The organism is Streptococcus tangpeifui, assembly GCF_044503215.1.
In the GTDB taxonomy this organism is placed as follows: Bacteria; Bacillota; Bacilli; order Lactobacillales; family Streptococcaceae; genus Streptococcus; species Streptococcus tangpeifui.
This window is the reverse complement of record NZ_CP172427.1, coordinates 1,728,283-1,743,629: the sequence shown is the minus strand read 5'-3', so window position 1 is coordinate 1,743,629 and position 15,347 is coordinate 1,728,283. Positions and strand designations below refer to the sequence as shown.

Below are 15,347 nucleotides of genomic sequence, written 5' to 3'. Positions count from 1 at the left end.
GATTGCGCCAATGTGAGATTTTTATGAAGATGTTTAACAGTTTGGCCTTTATCCATAAGGAAAATTTATCGTGGATGATAATAAATATAGATTGGGCAGATGTTTGAAGAGATGATAAAATTAAAGCAAATTTGATAGGTATTGAGCCTGTCTATGATGTTGTGGATTCAAACTTACTTTTCTAGGCCTTTTGGTGCTTTTGTAGCAAGTAGCCTAACATTCATAGCATTGTTCAGAGGCTTTGTGACACGACGTTTGGTTAGTAAAATCAATTAACCAAACGGAGTTAGTGAGAAGGATAGTCAAGTCACCCTAGTGATTGGTATTTGCTATCAAGTACGAAGCACTTAGATAACCAGCCTCTGCCGTATCTTGTTAATGGAACCCAGGACTGATCCTTGGGAGCAATGATAGTTGATACCTTCATTACCGGCTGGTTTGATGCAGTGGGTGATTGGCTGTACTTATGTCTACGCGATAGCGTCCATCCTAATCATCATCCTTGCGGAGGCAAAACGGTGAGAGCGATTGTTCCACAATACCGATTTCTGTCTTACTCGCGATTTCTTTGTCAGTAATTTTCGCTAAAGCGAATCGTCCCTTAGTATCTTAGTAAAGGAGATAAGTTTATGGTTAATCGTAAAAAAGAGTGGGTCTTAAAGGCCTTTCATGGAGAACCTGTAGATAGAGTACCAGTTGGTTTTTGGTACCATTTTTTGCCAGAAGAAGAATTAGGACGAGGACTTAATAGTCGTGCTCTTTTTAATAAGAATCTTGAAGGGCACCGTCAATTTATCAAGGACGTTAATCCTGATTTTATCAAAATTATGAGTGATGGTTTTTTCACTTACCCTAACCCCCTGATTACTACGGACGTCTCTTCTGTCCAAGAATTAGCTGATATCCATTCTATAGGCGAGGATCATCCTTGGTTTGAACAGCAGGTGGAGTTAGTTAAAGCGATTAAGAATAGTTTCACAGAGGATATTGTTGCGATTTATAATATTTTTGCTCCTGTGACTTACCTTAAATGGCAGTTGTCTGGTCAGATAGCAAGCGGAGATACCATTATTGCGAATTTGCTGCAAGAAGATGCATCAACCTTGAAAAAAGTACTGGATACCATTGCCGAAGATATTGCTATTCTCGTCAGAAAAATCATTACCGAAGCTAATATTGAAGGGATTTATCTCAGTGTACAGTCTATTCAGGATGACAGGGTCTCTGCTGAGGACTATCGGAACTATATAGCTCCTAGCGATTTGAGGATTCTTGAGGCAGCCCGTCAGGCTGATGGCTTAAGTGTTCTTCATATCTGTGGCTATGAAGGGGCCAGTAACGATATTCGGTCCTTTAAGGATTACCCGGCGCAGGTTTACAACTGGGCAGTAGGTCCAGAAGGAGTTAGTCTGTCTCAGGGACGTGAACTCTTTGGTGGGAAAACGGTTTTAGGCGGCTTTGTCAATACTAAAGAAGGCCTGCTCTATCGTGGCAGTAAAGAGGAAGTGCAAGCACACGTGAGAGACCTGCTGCAAGAAGCAGGTACAAGGGCTACTGTCATTGGTGCGGACTGCACAATCCCCAGTGATATTGCTGCTGAGCGTATCGCTTGGGTAAGAGAAGCCGCTGCGCAGTAAAGATAAAGTGGAGGTAAATGGATGGTACAGAAAAAATGGTTTGTGATTGGGGGAATCCTTGTTTTACTGATTGGAGGTACCCTTATTGGCCGTCAGCTTGCAGGGGACGGAGCTGCTAGTGACAAGGTAACGACATTAAAGGTTGCCCACACCCAGAATTATGCGCCCTATGATTATGTTGATGACAAGGGCAAGCATACAGGCTATGAAGTTGACGTTTTAAAAGCCATTGATAAGAAACTGCCCCAGTATAAGTTTAAATACACTGGGACGAGCGATGAAGATTTGTTAATTGGCTTAGAATCTGGAAAGTACGATATCGGAACTAAGGGAGCTTGGTATACAAAAGAGCGGGCTGAAAAGTTTATTATCCCTAAGGATGCGATTGGTGCCAGTGTCATTGGTTTTACGATTCGCAAGGAAGATAAAGAAAAATTTAAAGATATTGATTCTTTTGCCCAATCCAGTGGTAAATTAGTTCCTATTTCCCCTCAAAATGCTCAGTGGAATGTCATTGAGGACTATAACAAGAGCCATGAGGACCATCCCATAGATCTTAAAGCCGCTGAAAGTTTCACCATGGCAGATGCCTATGCTTGGGTACTGGAAGGACGCTACGATGCTTATTTTGATATAAAATTATCCTTTGAGCAAGCCGTTAAGGATAAAGACGGTGCCTACCATAAATATGCTGATCAATTGACTTGGGTTCCGTACAAAGGGATTGAAACCTACCCCTTAGTTCATCGCAATAAGTCCAACAAAAAATTTGTTAAAGAGTATGCCAAAGCTATCAAAGAACTGAAAAAGGACGGCACTTTGGCTAAATTGTCGAAGAAATATTTTGGAGAAAATGTCTTTAATTACGTGACAAAATAGGGGGAAAGCTATGGTTTCTTATACGCCGTCTTATATTTTTAAGTTTCTGCCAACGATTTTGTCTGCTTTACCTCTGACTGTGTGGGTCATTGTCCTGACCGTATTATTGGGGACGCTTCTGGGAGCCGGTTTGACTTGGGCCCAGGTCGTACCTGACATGGGACTGGCACGTTTTGCTAGAGGATATGTATTCACACTGCGCTGTACGCCACCCATTGTCTTACTCTTTCTAGTTTTTTATGGTCTGCCTGAATTTTTGGCATGGTGGCTTCATTTGGATGTTGATGGCTGGTCACGAACCATTTTTGTCGTGGTGACTATGGTTTTACTCTTTGCTGCTTCAATATCGGAAGTTTTTAAGGCAGCCTATTTAGCAGTCCCTAAGGGACAGCTGGAAGCTGGGTTAAGTATCGGTTTAACAGGTTATCAGACTTTCCGTCGCATCTTGTTACCGCAGATTTTTAGAATTGCGCTTCCTAATATGACAACAGCTGTTCTGAATTTGATGAAGGATGCGGCTCTGGCCTATACGATCGGTTTAGTGGATATTATGGGAGCAGGAAACTTACTGATTAGTCGTAATTTGGGAAACTATTCGCTAGAAACTTATACAGCCGTGGCCCTTATTTATTGGGCAATTGCCTTGGTATTATCAGTGGTCTCTAATATGATGGAACATCGTCTTGACAAGGGAAATGCTTAGAGGAGGGATTATGGATTTTAATTATATTGTTCATACATTTTTACTCGCTTTAAGGGGTGTTCCGGTTACCTTGGCGATTATGGCTGTTTCCATTTTATTGAGTTTTTTTCCAGCTCTCTTTTTGGCCTTGGGGAGGATTTATAGGATCAAAGGGGTAACCGCTTTTTCTGTTGTTTACCTAGCCTTTATTCGAGCAACACCGCCGATATTGTTAATCTTATTTTTCTACAGTCTCTTGCCTAGTGTCTTAAATACGATTTTAAAATCAAGTGGGCTTGATATTTTTAAACTTAACCCTATTTACTATGCCTTTATTATCTTTAGTCTGATGACGACGGGGACCTTATCAGAGATCTTACGTTCTGCCATTTTAACGGTTGATAAGGGACAGCTAGAGGCTGCCCAGTCTATCGGCTTGACAACAAGTCAGAGTTATATCAGAATTGTTTTTCCTCAGGCCCTACGAAATGCTCTCCCCAATCTCTGTAATTTAGTGATCAATATTGTTAAGGGAACATCTTTGGTCTTTGTTATGACGGTTAAGGATATCACAGCGATTGCTAAGGTGGAAGCAGCCCATGGCTACCAGTATTTCGAGTCTTATCTGGTTATTTTTTTCATTTATCTTATCATCTGTGGGGTGATTCAGTGGGGCTTTTCAGCCTTAGAAAAGCGGTTTGCTTAAGGAGATACTATGTTAGATATTAAAAATTTATCAAAGCAATTTGGAGATAAGACTGTCCTTGACAATGTCAGCTTGAAGGTCAATAAGGGAGATGTTGTTGTTATCTTGGGCCCCAGCGGTTCAGGAAAGACAACTTTCTTGCGTTGCCTCAACCATCTGGAAAAGGCTGACCAAGGGGTTCTCACCCTAGATAAGCAGTCCTATAATTTAGAAAATGTAAATCGTAAGGATATCCTGACTATCCGGCAAAAAACCGCTTTTGTTTTCCAGCATTACAATCTCTTCGCCAATAAGACAGCTTTAGAAAATATTTTAGAAGGTCTCGTCGTTGCAAGAAGGATCCCCAAGGAACAGGCGGAAACCATAGCTCTGGGAGCTTTGGAGAAGGTAGGTTTACTGAGCCATAAGGATTATTATCCCAGTCAGCTGTCCGGCGGTCAGCAGCAGCGTATTGGCATTGCGCGTGCTATTGCTGTCAAGCCTGATGTTATCTTTTTTGATGAACCGACGTCTGCTCTGGATCCGGAGCTGATTGGTGATGTTTTAGATGTTATGAAGCAGTTGGCTGAGGAAGGAATTACCATGATTGTAGTGACACACGAAATGAGTTTTGCTAGGGATGTCGCTAATCATGTTGTCTTTATGGATGGCGGCCATATCATTGAATCAGCAGCTCCCAGAGAGTTTTTCTCTTCGCCTAAAGAAGAGCGAACGCGTCGTTTTCTGGCTCGTATTTTATCAGACGCTAGGTATGCTGTTGAGTGACAATTGTTTCCTGTTAAGACTTGCTGTAATGTAATACCTAAATGTAAAAGTCGATAAGTCTAAGGCTATTTGAATCTTTTACTGCGATCACAGCAGCCAGCCATTATAAAAAACAGGCTTCAGCCGGCATACGAGGTAGAGGGACTTATGTTTAAGAAAGCTACTCTTATTTTCCTGACTGTATATTTTTAGACGTTCCAGTTGAGTTGCAGGAGCGTCTATTTTTTGTTCTTTTGTGCCTTTGGATATGAATGACTGTGCAATTACTGCAGTATTTAAGCGGCTTGGTGTCTTTTGTGTATTTTTTTGGAGGAACTGATTATACCAACTCAATTTCTAACTTAAGAGCTATTGGACTTTTTAGCCTTACACTAAGTCAGAAAGAAATGAGAGAAGTGGGTTAGTAGTACAATACTGATAGCTGTTAGAATGGCGGAGGGCTAAAATTTCTGAAGAGTAGTTAGTCTCTTGAGCTGAAAAATTCTCCATTTCGAAATCGAACGTTAGATTTTAGTTTTTCCTTCCTTGAATTTTTGTGTACCTGCTATCGTCTTAGCAAGATACGGAAGTTATCTCAAAGAAAAAGCTTTAAAAATCCTTAAATTATGTTATAATAGTGCTGTTAGAAAAATAGTGTCTACTTGAAAGGAGTTTATGATGAAAAAAAGAACTGCACTATTAGTAAGCCTCTTAACCACTGCCCTTTTAATCTTGGCTGGTTGTGGCATCAGTAGATCAGATTTACAAGGAGAGTGGCAAGTTCAAGACTCTGCTGGTAATAATATGACGATGACAGTCACAAGCAAGTCTTTGAAAGTGGATGGCGATAGCATTACCTATAAATATGCTGGTAAGGGAACAGTTAACGGTAATCGTTATCTGAGTATTACGGTCAAAGGTGAAGACTATACAATCTTTTTCCCTGAAAAGGATAAGAAGACGGCTCTCATGATTCAGCCTACTGATAATGATGATAAGCTGAAAGGGGAATTAGTCATGGTGATGAATAAAACCAAAAAGCCTGATTATGAAGACTATGCCAAAAAATATATGAAAGGCATTGATAAGTAAAGAAATTTTTAGATGTTGTTCGCAAGAGACTGGGCAAGACATCCATGATGGCTCCGCCCTCACCCACAAAGCATTGTAATCTCTGAAGATTACGTATAAGAAGTCAATTTTTATATAAATCAATTGACTTCGTCGTCCCACCTCCGCACAGTTGATTAGGATGGCCGCTAACAATTGCGGAGTAGTTAAACAGTCCAGTGGACTGTTTAAGGGGGTGCTTGAAAATGGGACGGCACCCCAAGATAAAGACTCCCAACCACTGCGTCAAACTGCTATTACTGCAAAAAAATAGAAGGCTGGGATACTTTTCCCAGCCTTAATGAACCAATGCTGGCTGGTTTTCCTTTTGCCACAAGGCCAAAGCGGAAAACTTAAGCAAATGTGATGATAAACATCGTCCATATTATTTCAAACCTCACAAGGTCTGGGAGAGACCTTTTTATAAAAGTCACCACTTTAAAACCAGAACGTGGTGGGAACTAAAATTTTTAATTTTTGGGTTGATTCCATTCCCTTTTGTTATAATGAAGGTGATGAATCGGAGGTGTTAATTATGGTGCAGAGGCCTGAATTTACCCCTGACTTGAGTGCCGAGGATTTTCTTTCCTATTACTGGTATAAGACAGAGCTAGAAGCCATTTGCCGGGATTACCAATTACCCAGCTACGGGACCAAAGCCGAATTGGCCGCTTATATCGAGCAGTTCTTAGAGGGTAAACCAGCTAGTCAGATTAAGCGGGTAAGACGAGCCAAATCTAGCTCCAGTCTGAAGGCTGATCAGATTAGCCCAGAAACCAAACTCTTGGACAGTGGTTTTAAGCTGGATAAGGCAGCCCGTCAATTTTTTACCGACTACTATGGCCTAGAAAAATTCACCTTTAAAAAAGTCATGGCCATTAAGTTAAGAGAGGTAGAGCGGCTGGGAGATAAGGAAGCAACCGTTGCAGATTTGATAGCTGTCTTAGAAAATCCCCAGATGGTTTCACAGGAGACACCAGAGGAAAAGTCCTACCAGTGGAACCGTTTTGTCAAGGATTTTCATCAGGACCCCATGTCGCAAGACTATCAGGAGCCAATGAAGGTTGCATCCCTTCTTTGGCAAAAGGTTAAAAATTCTCAAGATGAAAAAGTTTATACAAGTCAGCTTTTGGTCGATTATAGGTCTGAGCTGGTCAAGTATTTGAAATAAGGAGGCAGCTTATGCATTTAGCACTTTTAGGGACTGGAATGATTGTCAAAGAAGTCCTACCTGTTTTACAAACTATTGATGGCATTGAACTGTCAGCCATTATGTCTACTCCACGCTCCTTGGACAAGGCGCAAGCTCTGGCTAAAGACTACGGCATAAGCCAAGCAAGCAGTGATTTTTCAGAAATCCTAGCCAATGAGGTTGTTGACACGATCTATATTGGGACCCCCAACCATACTCACTATGATTATGCTAAAAAAGCGCTTAAGGCGGGCAAGCATGTCATCTGTGAGAAACCTTTTACTATGGAAGCAGGTCAGCTGGAAGACTTGTGCCAAGAAGCAGATAAGCGGGGACTTATTCTCCTTGAAGCCATCACCAATCAGTATCTGGCAAATTTCCAAGTCTTAAAGGACAATTTAGCTAAAATCGGGGACCTTAAAATTGCCAACGTTAATTATTCCCAGTATTCCTCCCGTTATGATGCTTTTAAGAGAGGAGACATTGCCCCTGCTTTTAATCCTGCTATGGGAGGAGGTGCTCTGCGAGATCTCAATATCTATAACATCCACCTCTTGGTTGGTCTCTTGGGTCAGCCTGAGAAGGTTGACTATTTAGCCAATATAGAAAGAGGTGTAGATACCTCAGGTATCTTAGCTATGGACTATGGTGCTTTTAAGGCCGTTAGTATTGGAGCCAAGGACTGCTCTGCAGAGATTCGTTCAACATTTCAAGGGGATAAGGGCTCGCTGACGATTCTGGGCCCAACTAACAGCCTGCCCCAGATTGTTTTAACTCTCAATGGGCAAGAACCAATAGATATCAGTCAGACTAATCCTCATCACCGGATGTATGATGAATTCGTTGCCTTTGAAAAAATTATTGCGGAACAAGATTTGGTCAGCAGTCAGAAGGCCTTAGAGCATAGCCAAGCTGTCATGGAAGTTCTGGAAGAGGCAGTCAAATCTATGTCCTGAAGAATAGTTATAGGAAAGGAGTTCTACCAAGATGGTTGAACTCTTTTTGCAGTGAGTTAATGATGATAGGTGTTAACAAGGCTGATAGGAGAGGAAGTGAGTCCAAATAGAATACTAGGACTGATTTTCCCCTTGGAACTAATCTGGGAAAATTAGTCAAAATATGGTATCCTAATAGAGGAAAATACTGAAATTAATAAAGTGGTTGGCTAAGTTTTTACCAACCATGAAAGGAAAAAACTATGGCAAATTATGCGATTATTCTAGCGGCAGGGAAAGGGACCCGAATGAAGTCTGACTTGCCCAAGGTCCTCCATAAGGTTTCTGGTATTTCTATGCTGGAACATGTTTTCCGCAGTGTTTCTGCCATTCAACCAACTAAAAATGTAACCGTTATCGGCCATAAGGCAGAGTTGGTCAAAGAAGTCCTAGCTGATCGATCTCAATTTGTTCTGCAAACAGAGCAACTGGGGACCGGCCATGCTGTTATGATGGCAGAAGAAGAACTGGCTGGCCTAGAAGGCCAGACCTTAGTTATTGCTGGCGATACGCCTTTGATCACCGGCCAAAGTTTGCAAGATTTGATTGATTTTCATATTAACCACAAAAATGTGGCGACTATTTTAACAGCAACAGCTGAAAATCCTTTTGGTTACGGTCGCATTATCCGCAATCAAAATGGCGAAGTCACGAAGATTGTTGAGCAAAAAGATGCTACCAAGTTTGAGCAAGAGGTCAAGGAAATCAATACAGGAACCTATGTATTTGATAACAAGCGGCTCTTCCAAGCTCTCAAAAGTATCAATACAGATAATGCCCAAGGCGAATACTATTTGACCGATGTTATCTCAATTTTTCGGGAAGCTGGTGAAAAGGTCGGTGCCTTTACCTTGCGTGATTTCGATGAAAGTCTGGGTGTCAATGATCGCTTGGCTCTGGCTAAGGCGGAGTCTGTTATGCGTCGTCGTATCAATAATCAGCACATGGTCAATGGCGTAACCTTCCAAAATCCAGATAGCACTTATATTGACGTGGATGTTGCTATTGAGCCTGACGTGACTATTGAAGCAAATGTTACCCTCAAGGGTCAGACAAAGATCGCAAGCGGTGGATATTTAACTAATGGTACTTATATTGTTGATTCAACAATCGGCAAAAATGCAGTCATTACTGACTCCATGATTGAGCAGTCAGTTGTGGAAGCTGGCGTGACAGTAGGTCCTTATGCCCATTTGCGTCCAGATTCTACCCTTAAGGAAGGCGTGCATGTTGGGAACTTTGTCGAGGTGAAATCATCCACCCTTGATAAAAAAACCAAGGCGGGCCACCTGACCTATATAGGTAATGCTCAGGTCGGTCAAGATGTCAACTTCGGTGCAGGCACCATTATTGCCAATTATGATGGCAAGCACAAGTACACCAGTAAAATTGGCAATCATGTCTTTATCGGCAGCAACTCAACCCTGATTTCACCAGTTGAAATTGGCGATAATGCTCTGTCTGCAGCAGGTTCTGTCATTTCTAAGGATGTGCCAGCAGATAGTATTGCCATCGCTAGGGAACGTCAGGTCAATAAAGAAGGTTATGCCACTCGGATGCCCCATCATCCTTCGCAACAATAAGCACAAACTATAGAAAGAAGGTTTCTATGGAATTTGAAGAAAAAACCTTGGAACGCCAGACCATCTTTGAAGGTCAGATTATGACTGTTGCCAAGGATAGGGTCCAACTTCCAGATGGGCAGATTTCCTATCGGGAACTAGTTTTCCACAATGGTGCAGTCGCTGTTTTAGCGATTACACCAGCTAATAAAATTATTCTGGTTAAGCAATATCGCAAGGCCATTGAAGCAGTTTCTTACGAAATTCCGGCTGGCAAACTAGAGCTGGGAGAAGCTGGTCATGAGAAGGAAGCGGCAGCCAGAGAATTAGAAGAAGAAACGGGCTATATAGCTGATTTGGACTTGCTTTACGAATTTTATTCGGCTATCGGCTTTAGTAATGAGCATATCAAACTTTATCTAGCCAAGGATTTGCAAAGGGTTCCCAATCCCCGTCCTCAGGATGAAGACGAATTTCTGGAACTCCTCGAATTAAGTTATGAGGAATGTATGGAATTGGTTAAATCGGGCAAAATCCAAGATGCTAAAACTATTATTGCACTTCAATATTTTGCTTTAAAAATGAATAGCTATTAAATAGGAAGGAATGCTTATGGGAAAACCTTTGTTAACAGATGATATGATTGCCCGAGCCAATCGCGGTGAGAAGTTGAGCGGGGACTACTTAGACGGTCAGGAAACACAAATTTTTACCGACATCGGCGATAATTACGATAGCTATGAGGATTATGATGATGACGGAGACTGGGAGGATGACTCCCAATATACCTATAAAAGCCGTCGGATCGAGAATGCTAAAAGGGGAGCCTTTCAAGCAAAATTAAATAAAATTTTACTTATCGTTCTGATTCTCTTGGCAATTCTGATTTACGCCATTTTCAAATTATAGTTAAGGAAAAATCATGAAAATTGGAATTATTGCTGCCATGGAGCAGGAATTGCGATTGCTGGTTGACCAGCTTGCGAGTAAAAAAGAAGAAACAGTTCTTTCGACTACCTACTATTCTGGACGTTTGGGAAAACATGACTTGGTTCTAGTTCAGTCGGGTGTGGGAAAGGTAATGTCAGCCATGTCGGTTGCCATCCTTGTTGACCACTTTGGAGTTGAAGCGCTTATCAATACCGGTTCAGCTGGTGCAGTAGCATCAGGCCTCAATATCGGTGATGTTGTTGTTGCCGACCGTTTGGCCTATCACGATGTGGACCTGACCGCCTTTGGTTACGACTATGGCCAGATGTCCATGCAGCCTCTCTATTTTGAGAGTGACCCTCAGTTTGTTCGAGTCTTTCAATCTGTTTTAGTCAAGCACGACCGGCCCAGTAAGATTGGACTGATTACAACCAGCGATAGCTTTATCGCTGGTCAAGATAAGATTGATCAAATTAAGGTTCATTTTCCAGATACTTTAGCGGTTGAAATGGAAGGGGCAGCTGTAGCTCAAGCGGCTCAGGCGGCAGGTCGTCCTTTTATTGTTGTTAGGGCCATGAGTGATACAGCAGCCCATGATGCTAATATCACTTTTGATGAGTTTATCATTCAGGCAGGCCAGCAGTCAGCACAAGTCTTAATTGACTTTTTGGAAACATTATAGTTAAAAAGCGATGACAAGTTTGAAAACAGGAATTTGGTGATTCTTGAAAACAGACTTCTCATTGCTTTTTTGCCTTAGTTTTAGCCTACTAAAAGGATTAAGAATATATGACAAAAAATTGAAAATAAGCCCCTTTTCCGTTTTTTTATGGTATAATACCTTCTGTATAACTCTGCCCAAAGGGTGGGTCATTAGATAAGAATAGATCGTAAAGTAAGAGAGGTCGAGTGAATGGCTAGAAATGGCTTTTTTACAGGTTTGGATATAGGAACAAGCTCGATTAAAGTATTGGTTGCCGAATGGGTTGATGGACAGATGAACGTCATCGGTGTGAGCAATGTACCTAGTTCGGGTGTAAAAGATGGAATTATTGTTGATATTGAGGCGGCTGCCAATGCCATCAAAGAAGGTATTGATCAGGCTGAAGAAAAAGCAGGAATCAGTATTGACAAGGTCAATGTTGGCCTGCCAGCGAATCTCTTGCAAATTGAACCGACTCAAGGCATGATTCCGGTCATCACAGAATCAAAAGAAATCAAAGATGAAGACATTGAGCGCGTTGTCCAATCGGCCCTGACTAAGAGTATTACCCCAGAGCGGGAAGTGATTTCTTTAGTGCCTGAAGAGTTCATCGTTGATGGCTTCCAAGGTATTCGTGACCCACGCGGGATGATGGGGGTTCGTTTGGAAATGCGTGGTCTGATTTACACAGGCCCAAGCACGATTTTGCACAACCTTCGGACAACTGTTGAACGAGCTGGTATTCAAGTTGAAACCATTATTATCACCCCACTTTCCCTAGCCAAGTCAGTTCTAAATGAAGGGGAACGTGAATTTGGTGCCACTGTTATTGATATGGGCGGTGGTCAAACAACCGTTGCTTCAATGCGGGCTCAAGAATTGCAATACACTAACATTTATCCGGAAGGTGGGGACTTCGTCACCAAGGATATTTCCAAGGTTCTGCAAACCTCGATCCAAACTGCTGAAGCCCTCAAGTTTAATTTCGGGACTGCCAATCTAGCTGAAGCTAGTGATAGAGAGACAGCCCAAGTTGAATGTGTTGGCAGTGATGAACCTGTTGATGTTTCTGAACGTTATTTAGCAGAAATTATTACAGCACGGGTTCGTCATATTTTTGACCGTGTTAAACAAGATTTAGAACGCGGTCGTCTGCTCGATCTACCAGGTGGCATTGTTCTGGTTGGTGGAGCAGCCATGCTTCCAGGTGTTGTGGAACTGGCCCAAGAAATTTTTGGCACTCAAGTCAAACTTCATATTCCAAACCAAGTTGGTATCCGCAATCCGATGTTTGCTAATGTTATCAGTCTAGTTGAGTACGTTGGTATTATGAGTGAGGTTGATATTATTGCTCAAGGAGCTGTTCTCGGTGAAGAAATGCTTCGTCGGAAACCGATTGTGCCAGTGGCACCATCGGTTGCTCCTCAACCAGCTCAGCCTGCTGCACCAGCTATGCAGGCTCAACAACCGCAGGCTCCTGCTGGTGACTTCTCAGTTCCAGAACCAGTTCAAGGTGGAACAAATCAGGGAGAAAGTAAACCAAAGACCAAAATGACTGACCGTGTTCGCGGTATTTTTGGAAGTATGTTTGATTAATTTAAAGTGAGGAAATAAAATGGCATTTTCATTCGATGCTGCATCTGTCCAGGGTGCAGTCATTAAAGTTATCGGTGTCGGTGGTGGCGGAGGCAATGCCATCAACCGCATGATTGAAGAAGGCGTTGCAGGAGTTGAATTTATTGCTGCAAACACGGATATCCAAGCCCTAAGTTCATCAAAAGCTGAGACTGTTATTCAGCTTGGCCCTAAATTGACTCGTGGTCTTGGTGCCGGAGGTCAGCCGGAGGTTGGTCGTAAAGCTGCTGAAGAAAGTGAAGAAGATTTGAACGAAGCTCTTCAAGGAGCTGATATGGTCTTCATTACTGCTGGTATGGGCGGTGGATCTGGTACAGGTGCTGCTCCAGTTATTGCTCGTGTGGCTAAGGGACTTGGTGCTCTTACTGTAGCGGTTGTAACCCGTCCATTTGGCTTTGAAGGAAACAAACGCGGCAACTTTGCTATCGAAGGGATTAATGAACTTCGGGAACAAGTTGACACCCTCTTGATTATTTCGAATAACAATCTTTTGGAAATTGTTGATAAGAAGACTCCTCTCTTGGAAGCTCTCAGTGAAGCGGATAATGTCCTCCGTCAAGGGGTTCAAGGGATTACCGATTTGATTACCAGCCCAGGTCTGATTAACCTCGACTTTGCCGATGTTAAGACTGTTATGGCTAACAAAGGTAACGCTCTGATGGGTATTGGTATCGGCTCAGGTGAAGAACGAATCATCGAAGCTGCCCGTAAAGCAATCTACTCACCTCTTTTGGAGACAACTATTGATGGTGCCGAAGATGTTATTGTCAACGTTACCGGAGGTCTTGATATGACCTTGACTGAAGCTGAAGAAGCTTCTGAAATTGTTGGCCAAGCGGCTGGTCAAGGCGTTAATATCTGGCTTGGTACAGCAATTGACGATAGCATGAAGGATGAAATTCGTGTTACTGTTGTAGCAACTGGTGTTCGTCCAGATAAGTTTGAACGGGTATCTGGTGTCAGCTCACAGCCACGAGTCTTCAAACAAACTGGGTCTACTAATGAACAAGCGGTTCCAAATAATGGTAGCTTTGAACGTCGTCCAAACAACTTTGAATTTGATATGGCTGAACATCGCGAAATGCCACAAGCAACACCGCGTCATACACAGCCAGCTCAACCAAGTTCGGCTTTTGGTGACTGGGACCTGCGCCGTGATAACATCAGCCGTCCAACCGAAAACCAATTGGATAGCCAATTAGATGTTTCTTCTTTCTCAGCTTCTGATGTTGATACTGGTGATGATGAACTCGAAACACCACCATTCTTTAAGAATCGTTAATCATGGATTTAGAAAAGAATAAAAATTTCGTCTATGAACAAGTAGCAGCTGCGGCTGCTGAAGCAGAGCGCCAGCCTTCTGATATTTCTATTATTGCTGTTACTAAGTATGTTAACAGTCAAGTCGCTGAGCAACTAGTTGATCTAGGTGTGAAACACATCGGTGAAAATCGCGTTGATAAATTCCTTGATAAATATCAGGCACTCAAGGATAGAGATGTCACTTGGCACCTGATTGGAACCTTACAGAGACGTAAGGTCAAGGATGTTATCAATTTACTGGATTACTTCCATGCCCTTGATTCACTCAAACTAGCTGCTGAAATTCAAAAGAGAGCAGACCATACCATCAAGTGCTTCCTTCAAGTTAATATTTCTGGTGAGGAAAGTAAGCATGGCTTTGACCCAGCAGAAGTAGATAGTATACTCGAAGAATTAGCGGCTTTTGACAAACTTGAAATTGTCGGGCTCATGACTATGGCTCCGATTGATGCCAGCGATCAGGAATTGGATGAAATTTTTAAACAGACAAATGATTTGAGACAGCGTCTCAAAGAGAGAAACATAAAGAATATGCCTTTCGATGATTTGAGCATGGGGATGAGCAGAGATTTTCCAATTGCTATCTCAAATGGCTCAACATTTGTCCGAATCGGAACATCATTCTTTAAAGAATAGGAGAGAATCATGGCTATAAAAGATAGATTTGAAAAAATCGTTTCCTACTTTGATACGGATGATGCTAGCGAAGTAGAAGAAACACAGGAGACTGAGCCACAAGGTCCGCGTCCTTTACGTCAACCGGAGCCGCAGCAGGCTCAGCAACGTCCGCAGCGTCAACCACAAGTAGCCTCATCACAGCAACAACCGCAAGTTCGACCCCAACAAAGGCCGCAAGCGGCTCAAAATCGGCCTCAGGCTCGACCCGCTCAAGAAGAAGCTGTCCGCCCAAGCTCTCGCCCTGCAGATGTATCAATTCCGGCTGGAGCAGGGGGAACAACCATCGCTCTTAAGTTTCCTCGTAAATATGAGGATGCTCAAGAGATTGTTGACCTACTTATCAAACATGAATGTGTCTTGATTGACTTCCAATATATGTTGGAAGCGCAAGCTCGTCGTTGTTTGGACTTTATTGATGGAGCTAGCCGAGTTCTCTACGGTAGTTTACAGAAGGTCGGTTCGTCTATGTATCTTTTAACACCAAAGGATGTTGTTGTAGATGTAGAAGAAATGCACCTGTCAAACGCTAGTCAAGAAGTTCCTTTTGACTATGACATGAAACGCCGTTAGT

General features: G+C 42.4%; 16 protein-coding genes. All 16 read left to right on the top strand.

Going from position 1 to position 15,347, the window contains the following annotated elements; genetic code table 11:
• Positions 1-629: 629 nt before the first annotated feature.
• The 16 genes from ACFSN5_RS07985 (at position 630) to ACFSN5_RS07910 (ending at position 15,346) form a co-directional block, all read left to right on the top strand.
• Positions 630-1,637, top strand: a complete 1,008-nt coding sequence (locus ACFSN5_RS07985) for a uroporphyrinogen decarboxylase family protein (protein WP_165211432.1) — start codon at positions 630-632, stop codon at positions 1,635-1,637.
• Between the two features lie 21 nt (positions 1,638-1,658).
• On the top strand, positions 1,659-2,516 hold the full coding sequence (locus ACFSN5_RS07980; RefSeq protein WP_165211429.1) for a transporter substrate-binding domain-containing protein: 858 nt from the start codon (positions 1,659-1,661) through the stop codon (positions 2,514-2,516).
• A gap of 10 nt (positions 2,517-2,526) precedes the next feature.
• Positions 2,527-3,219 carry an amino acid ABC transporter permease gene (locus ACFSN5_RS07975; protein ID WP_165329376.1) on the top strand — a complete coding sequence of 231 codons (693 nt, stop codon included), beginning with the start codon at positions 2,527-2,529 and terminating at the stop codon, positions 3,217-3,219.
• Between the two features lie 10 nt (positions 3,220-3,229).
• A complete protein-coding gene (locus ACFSN5_RS07970) occupies positions 3,230-3,904 on the top strand; it encodes an amino acid ABC transporter permease (protein WP_165211423.1) in 675 nt (224 codons plus the stop codon).
• 9 nt (positions 3,905-3,913) lie between these two features.
• On the top strand, positions 3,914-4,669 hold the full coding sequence (locus ACFSN5_RS07965; RefSeq protein ID WP_165211420.1) for an amino acid ABC transporter ATP-binding protein: 756 nt from the start codon (positions 3,914-3,916) through the stop codon (positions 4,667-4,669).
• Between the two features lie 657 nt (positions 4,670-5,326).
• On the top strand, positions 5,327-5,740 hold the full coding sequence (locus tag ACFSN5_RS07960) for a hypothetical protein (protein WP_165329377.1): 414 nt from the start codon (positions 5,327-5,329) through the stop codon (positions 5,738-5,740).
• 553 nt (positions 5,741-6,293) lie between these two features.
• Complete coding sequence (locus ACFSN5_RS07955; protein WP_165211408.1) at positions 6,294-6,929, top strand: SAP domain-containing protein; 636 nt, start codon at positions 6,294-6,296, stop codon at positions 6,927-6,929.
• Between the two features lie 11 nt (positions 6,930-6,940).
• Entirely contained in the window at positions 6,941-7,906 is a 966-nt protein-coding gene (locus ACFSN5_RS07950) for a Gfo/Idh/MocA family protein (RefSeq protein WP_165211405.1), read from the top strand.
• 242 nt (positions 7,907-8,148) lie between these two features.
• On the top strand, positions 8,149-9,528 hold the full coding sequence (gene glmU, locus ACFSN5_RS07945) for a bifunctional UDP-N-acetylglucosamine diphosphorylase/glucosamine-1-phosphate N-acetyltransferase GlmU (protein WP_165211402.1): 1,380 nt from the start codon (positions 8,149-8,151) through the stop codon (positions 9,526-9,528).
• Between the two features lie 26 nt (positions 9,529-9,554).
• On the top strand, positions 9,555-10,103 hold the full coding sequence (locus ACFSN5_RS07940) for an NUDIX domain-containing protein (RefSeq protein WP_165211399.1): 549 nt from the start codon (positions 9,555-9,557) through the stop codon (positions 10,101-10,103).
• Between the two features lie 16 nt (positions 10,104-10,119).
• A complete protein-coding gene (macP, locus tag ACFSN5_RS07935) occupies positions 10,120-10,416 on the top strand; it encodes a cell wall synthase accessory phosphoprotein MacP (RefSeq protein WP_165211396.1) in 297 nt (98 codons plus the stop codon).
• Between the two features lie 13 nt (positions 10,417-10,429).
• Complete coding sequence (locus ACFSN5_RS07930; RefSeq protein ID WP_165211393.1) at positions 10,430-11,119, top strand: 5'-methylthioadenosine/adenosylhomocysteine nucleosidase; 690 nt, start codon at positions 10,430-10,432, stop codon at positions 11,117-11,119.
• 231 nt (positions 11,120-11,350) lie between these two features.
• On the top strand, positions 11,351-12,736 hold the full coding sequence (gene ftsA, locus ACFSN5_RS07925) for a cell division protein FtsA (RefSeq protein ID WP_165211390.1): 1,386 nt from the start codon (positions 11,351-11,353) through the stop codon (positions 12,734-12,736).
• 19 nt (positions 12,737-12,755) lie between these two features.
• A complete protein-coding gene (gene ftsZ, locus ACFSN5_RS07920) occupies positions 12,756-14,057 on the top strand; it encodes a cell division protein FtsZ (protein ID WP_165211387.1) in 1,302 nt (433 codons plus the stop codon).
• Positions 14,058-14,059: 2 nt separating this feature from the next.
• Complete coding sequence (locus ACFSN5_RS07915) at positions 14,060-14,734, top strand: YggS family pyridoxal phosphate-dependent enzyme (RefSeq protein ID WP_165329378.1); 675 nt, start codon at positions 14,060-14,062, stop codon at positions 14,732-14,734.
• Positions 14,735-14,743: 9 nt separating this feature from the next.
• Positions 14,744-15,346: a cell division protein SepF gene (locus ACFSN5_RS07910; protein ID WP_165211381.1), complete on the top strand. Its 603-nt coding sequence runs from the start codon at positions 14,744-14,746 to the stop codon at positions 15,344-15,346.
• The last annotated feature ends 1 nt before the right edge of the window (position 15,347 follow it).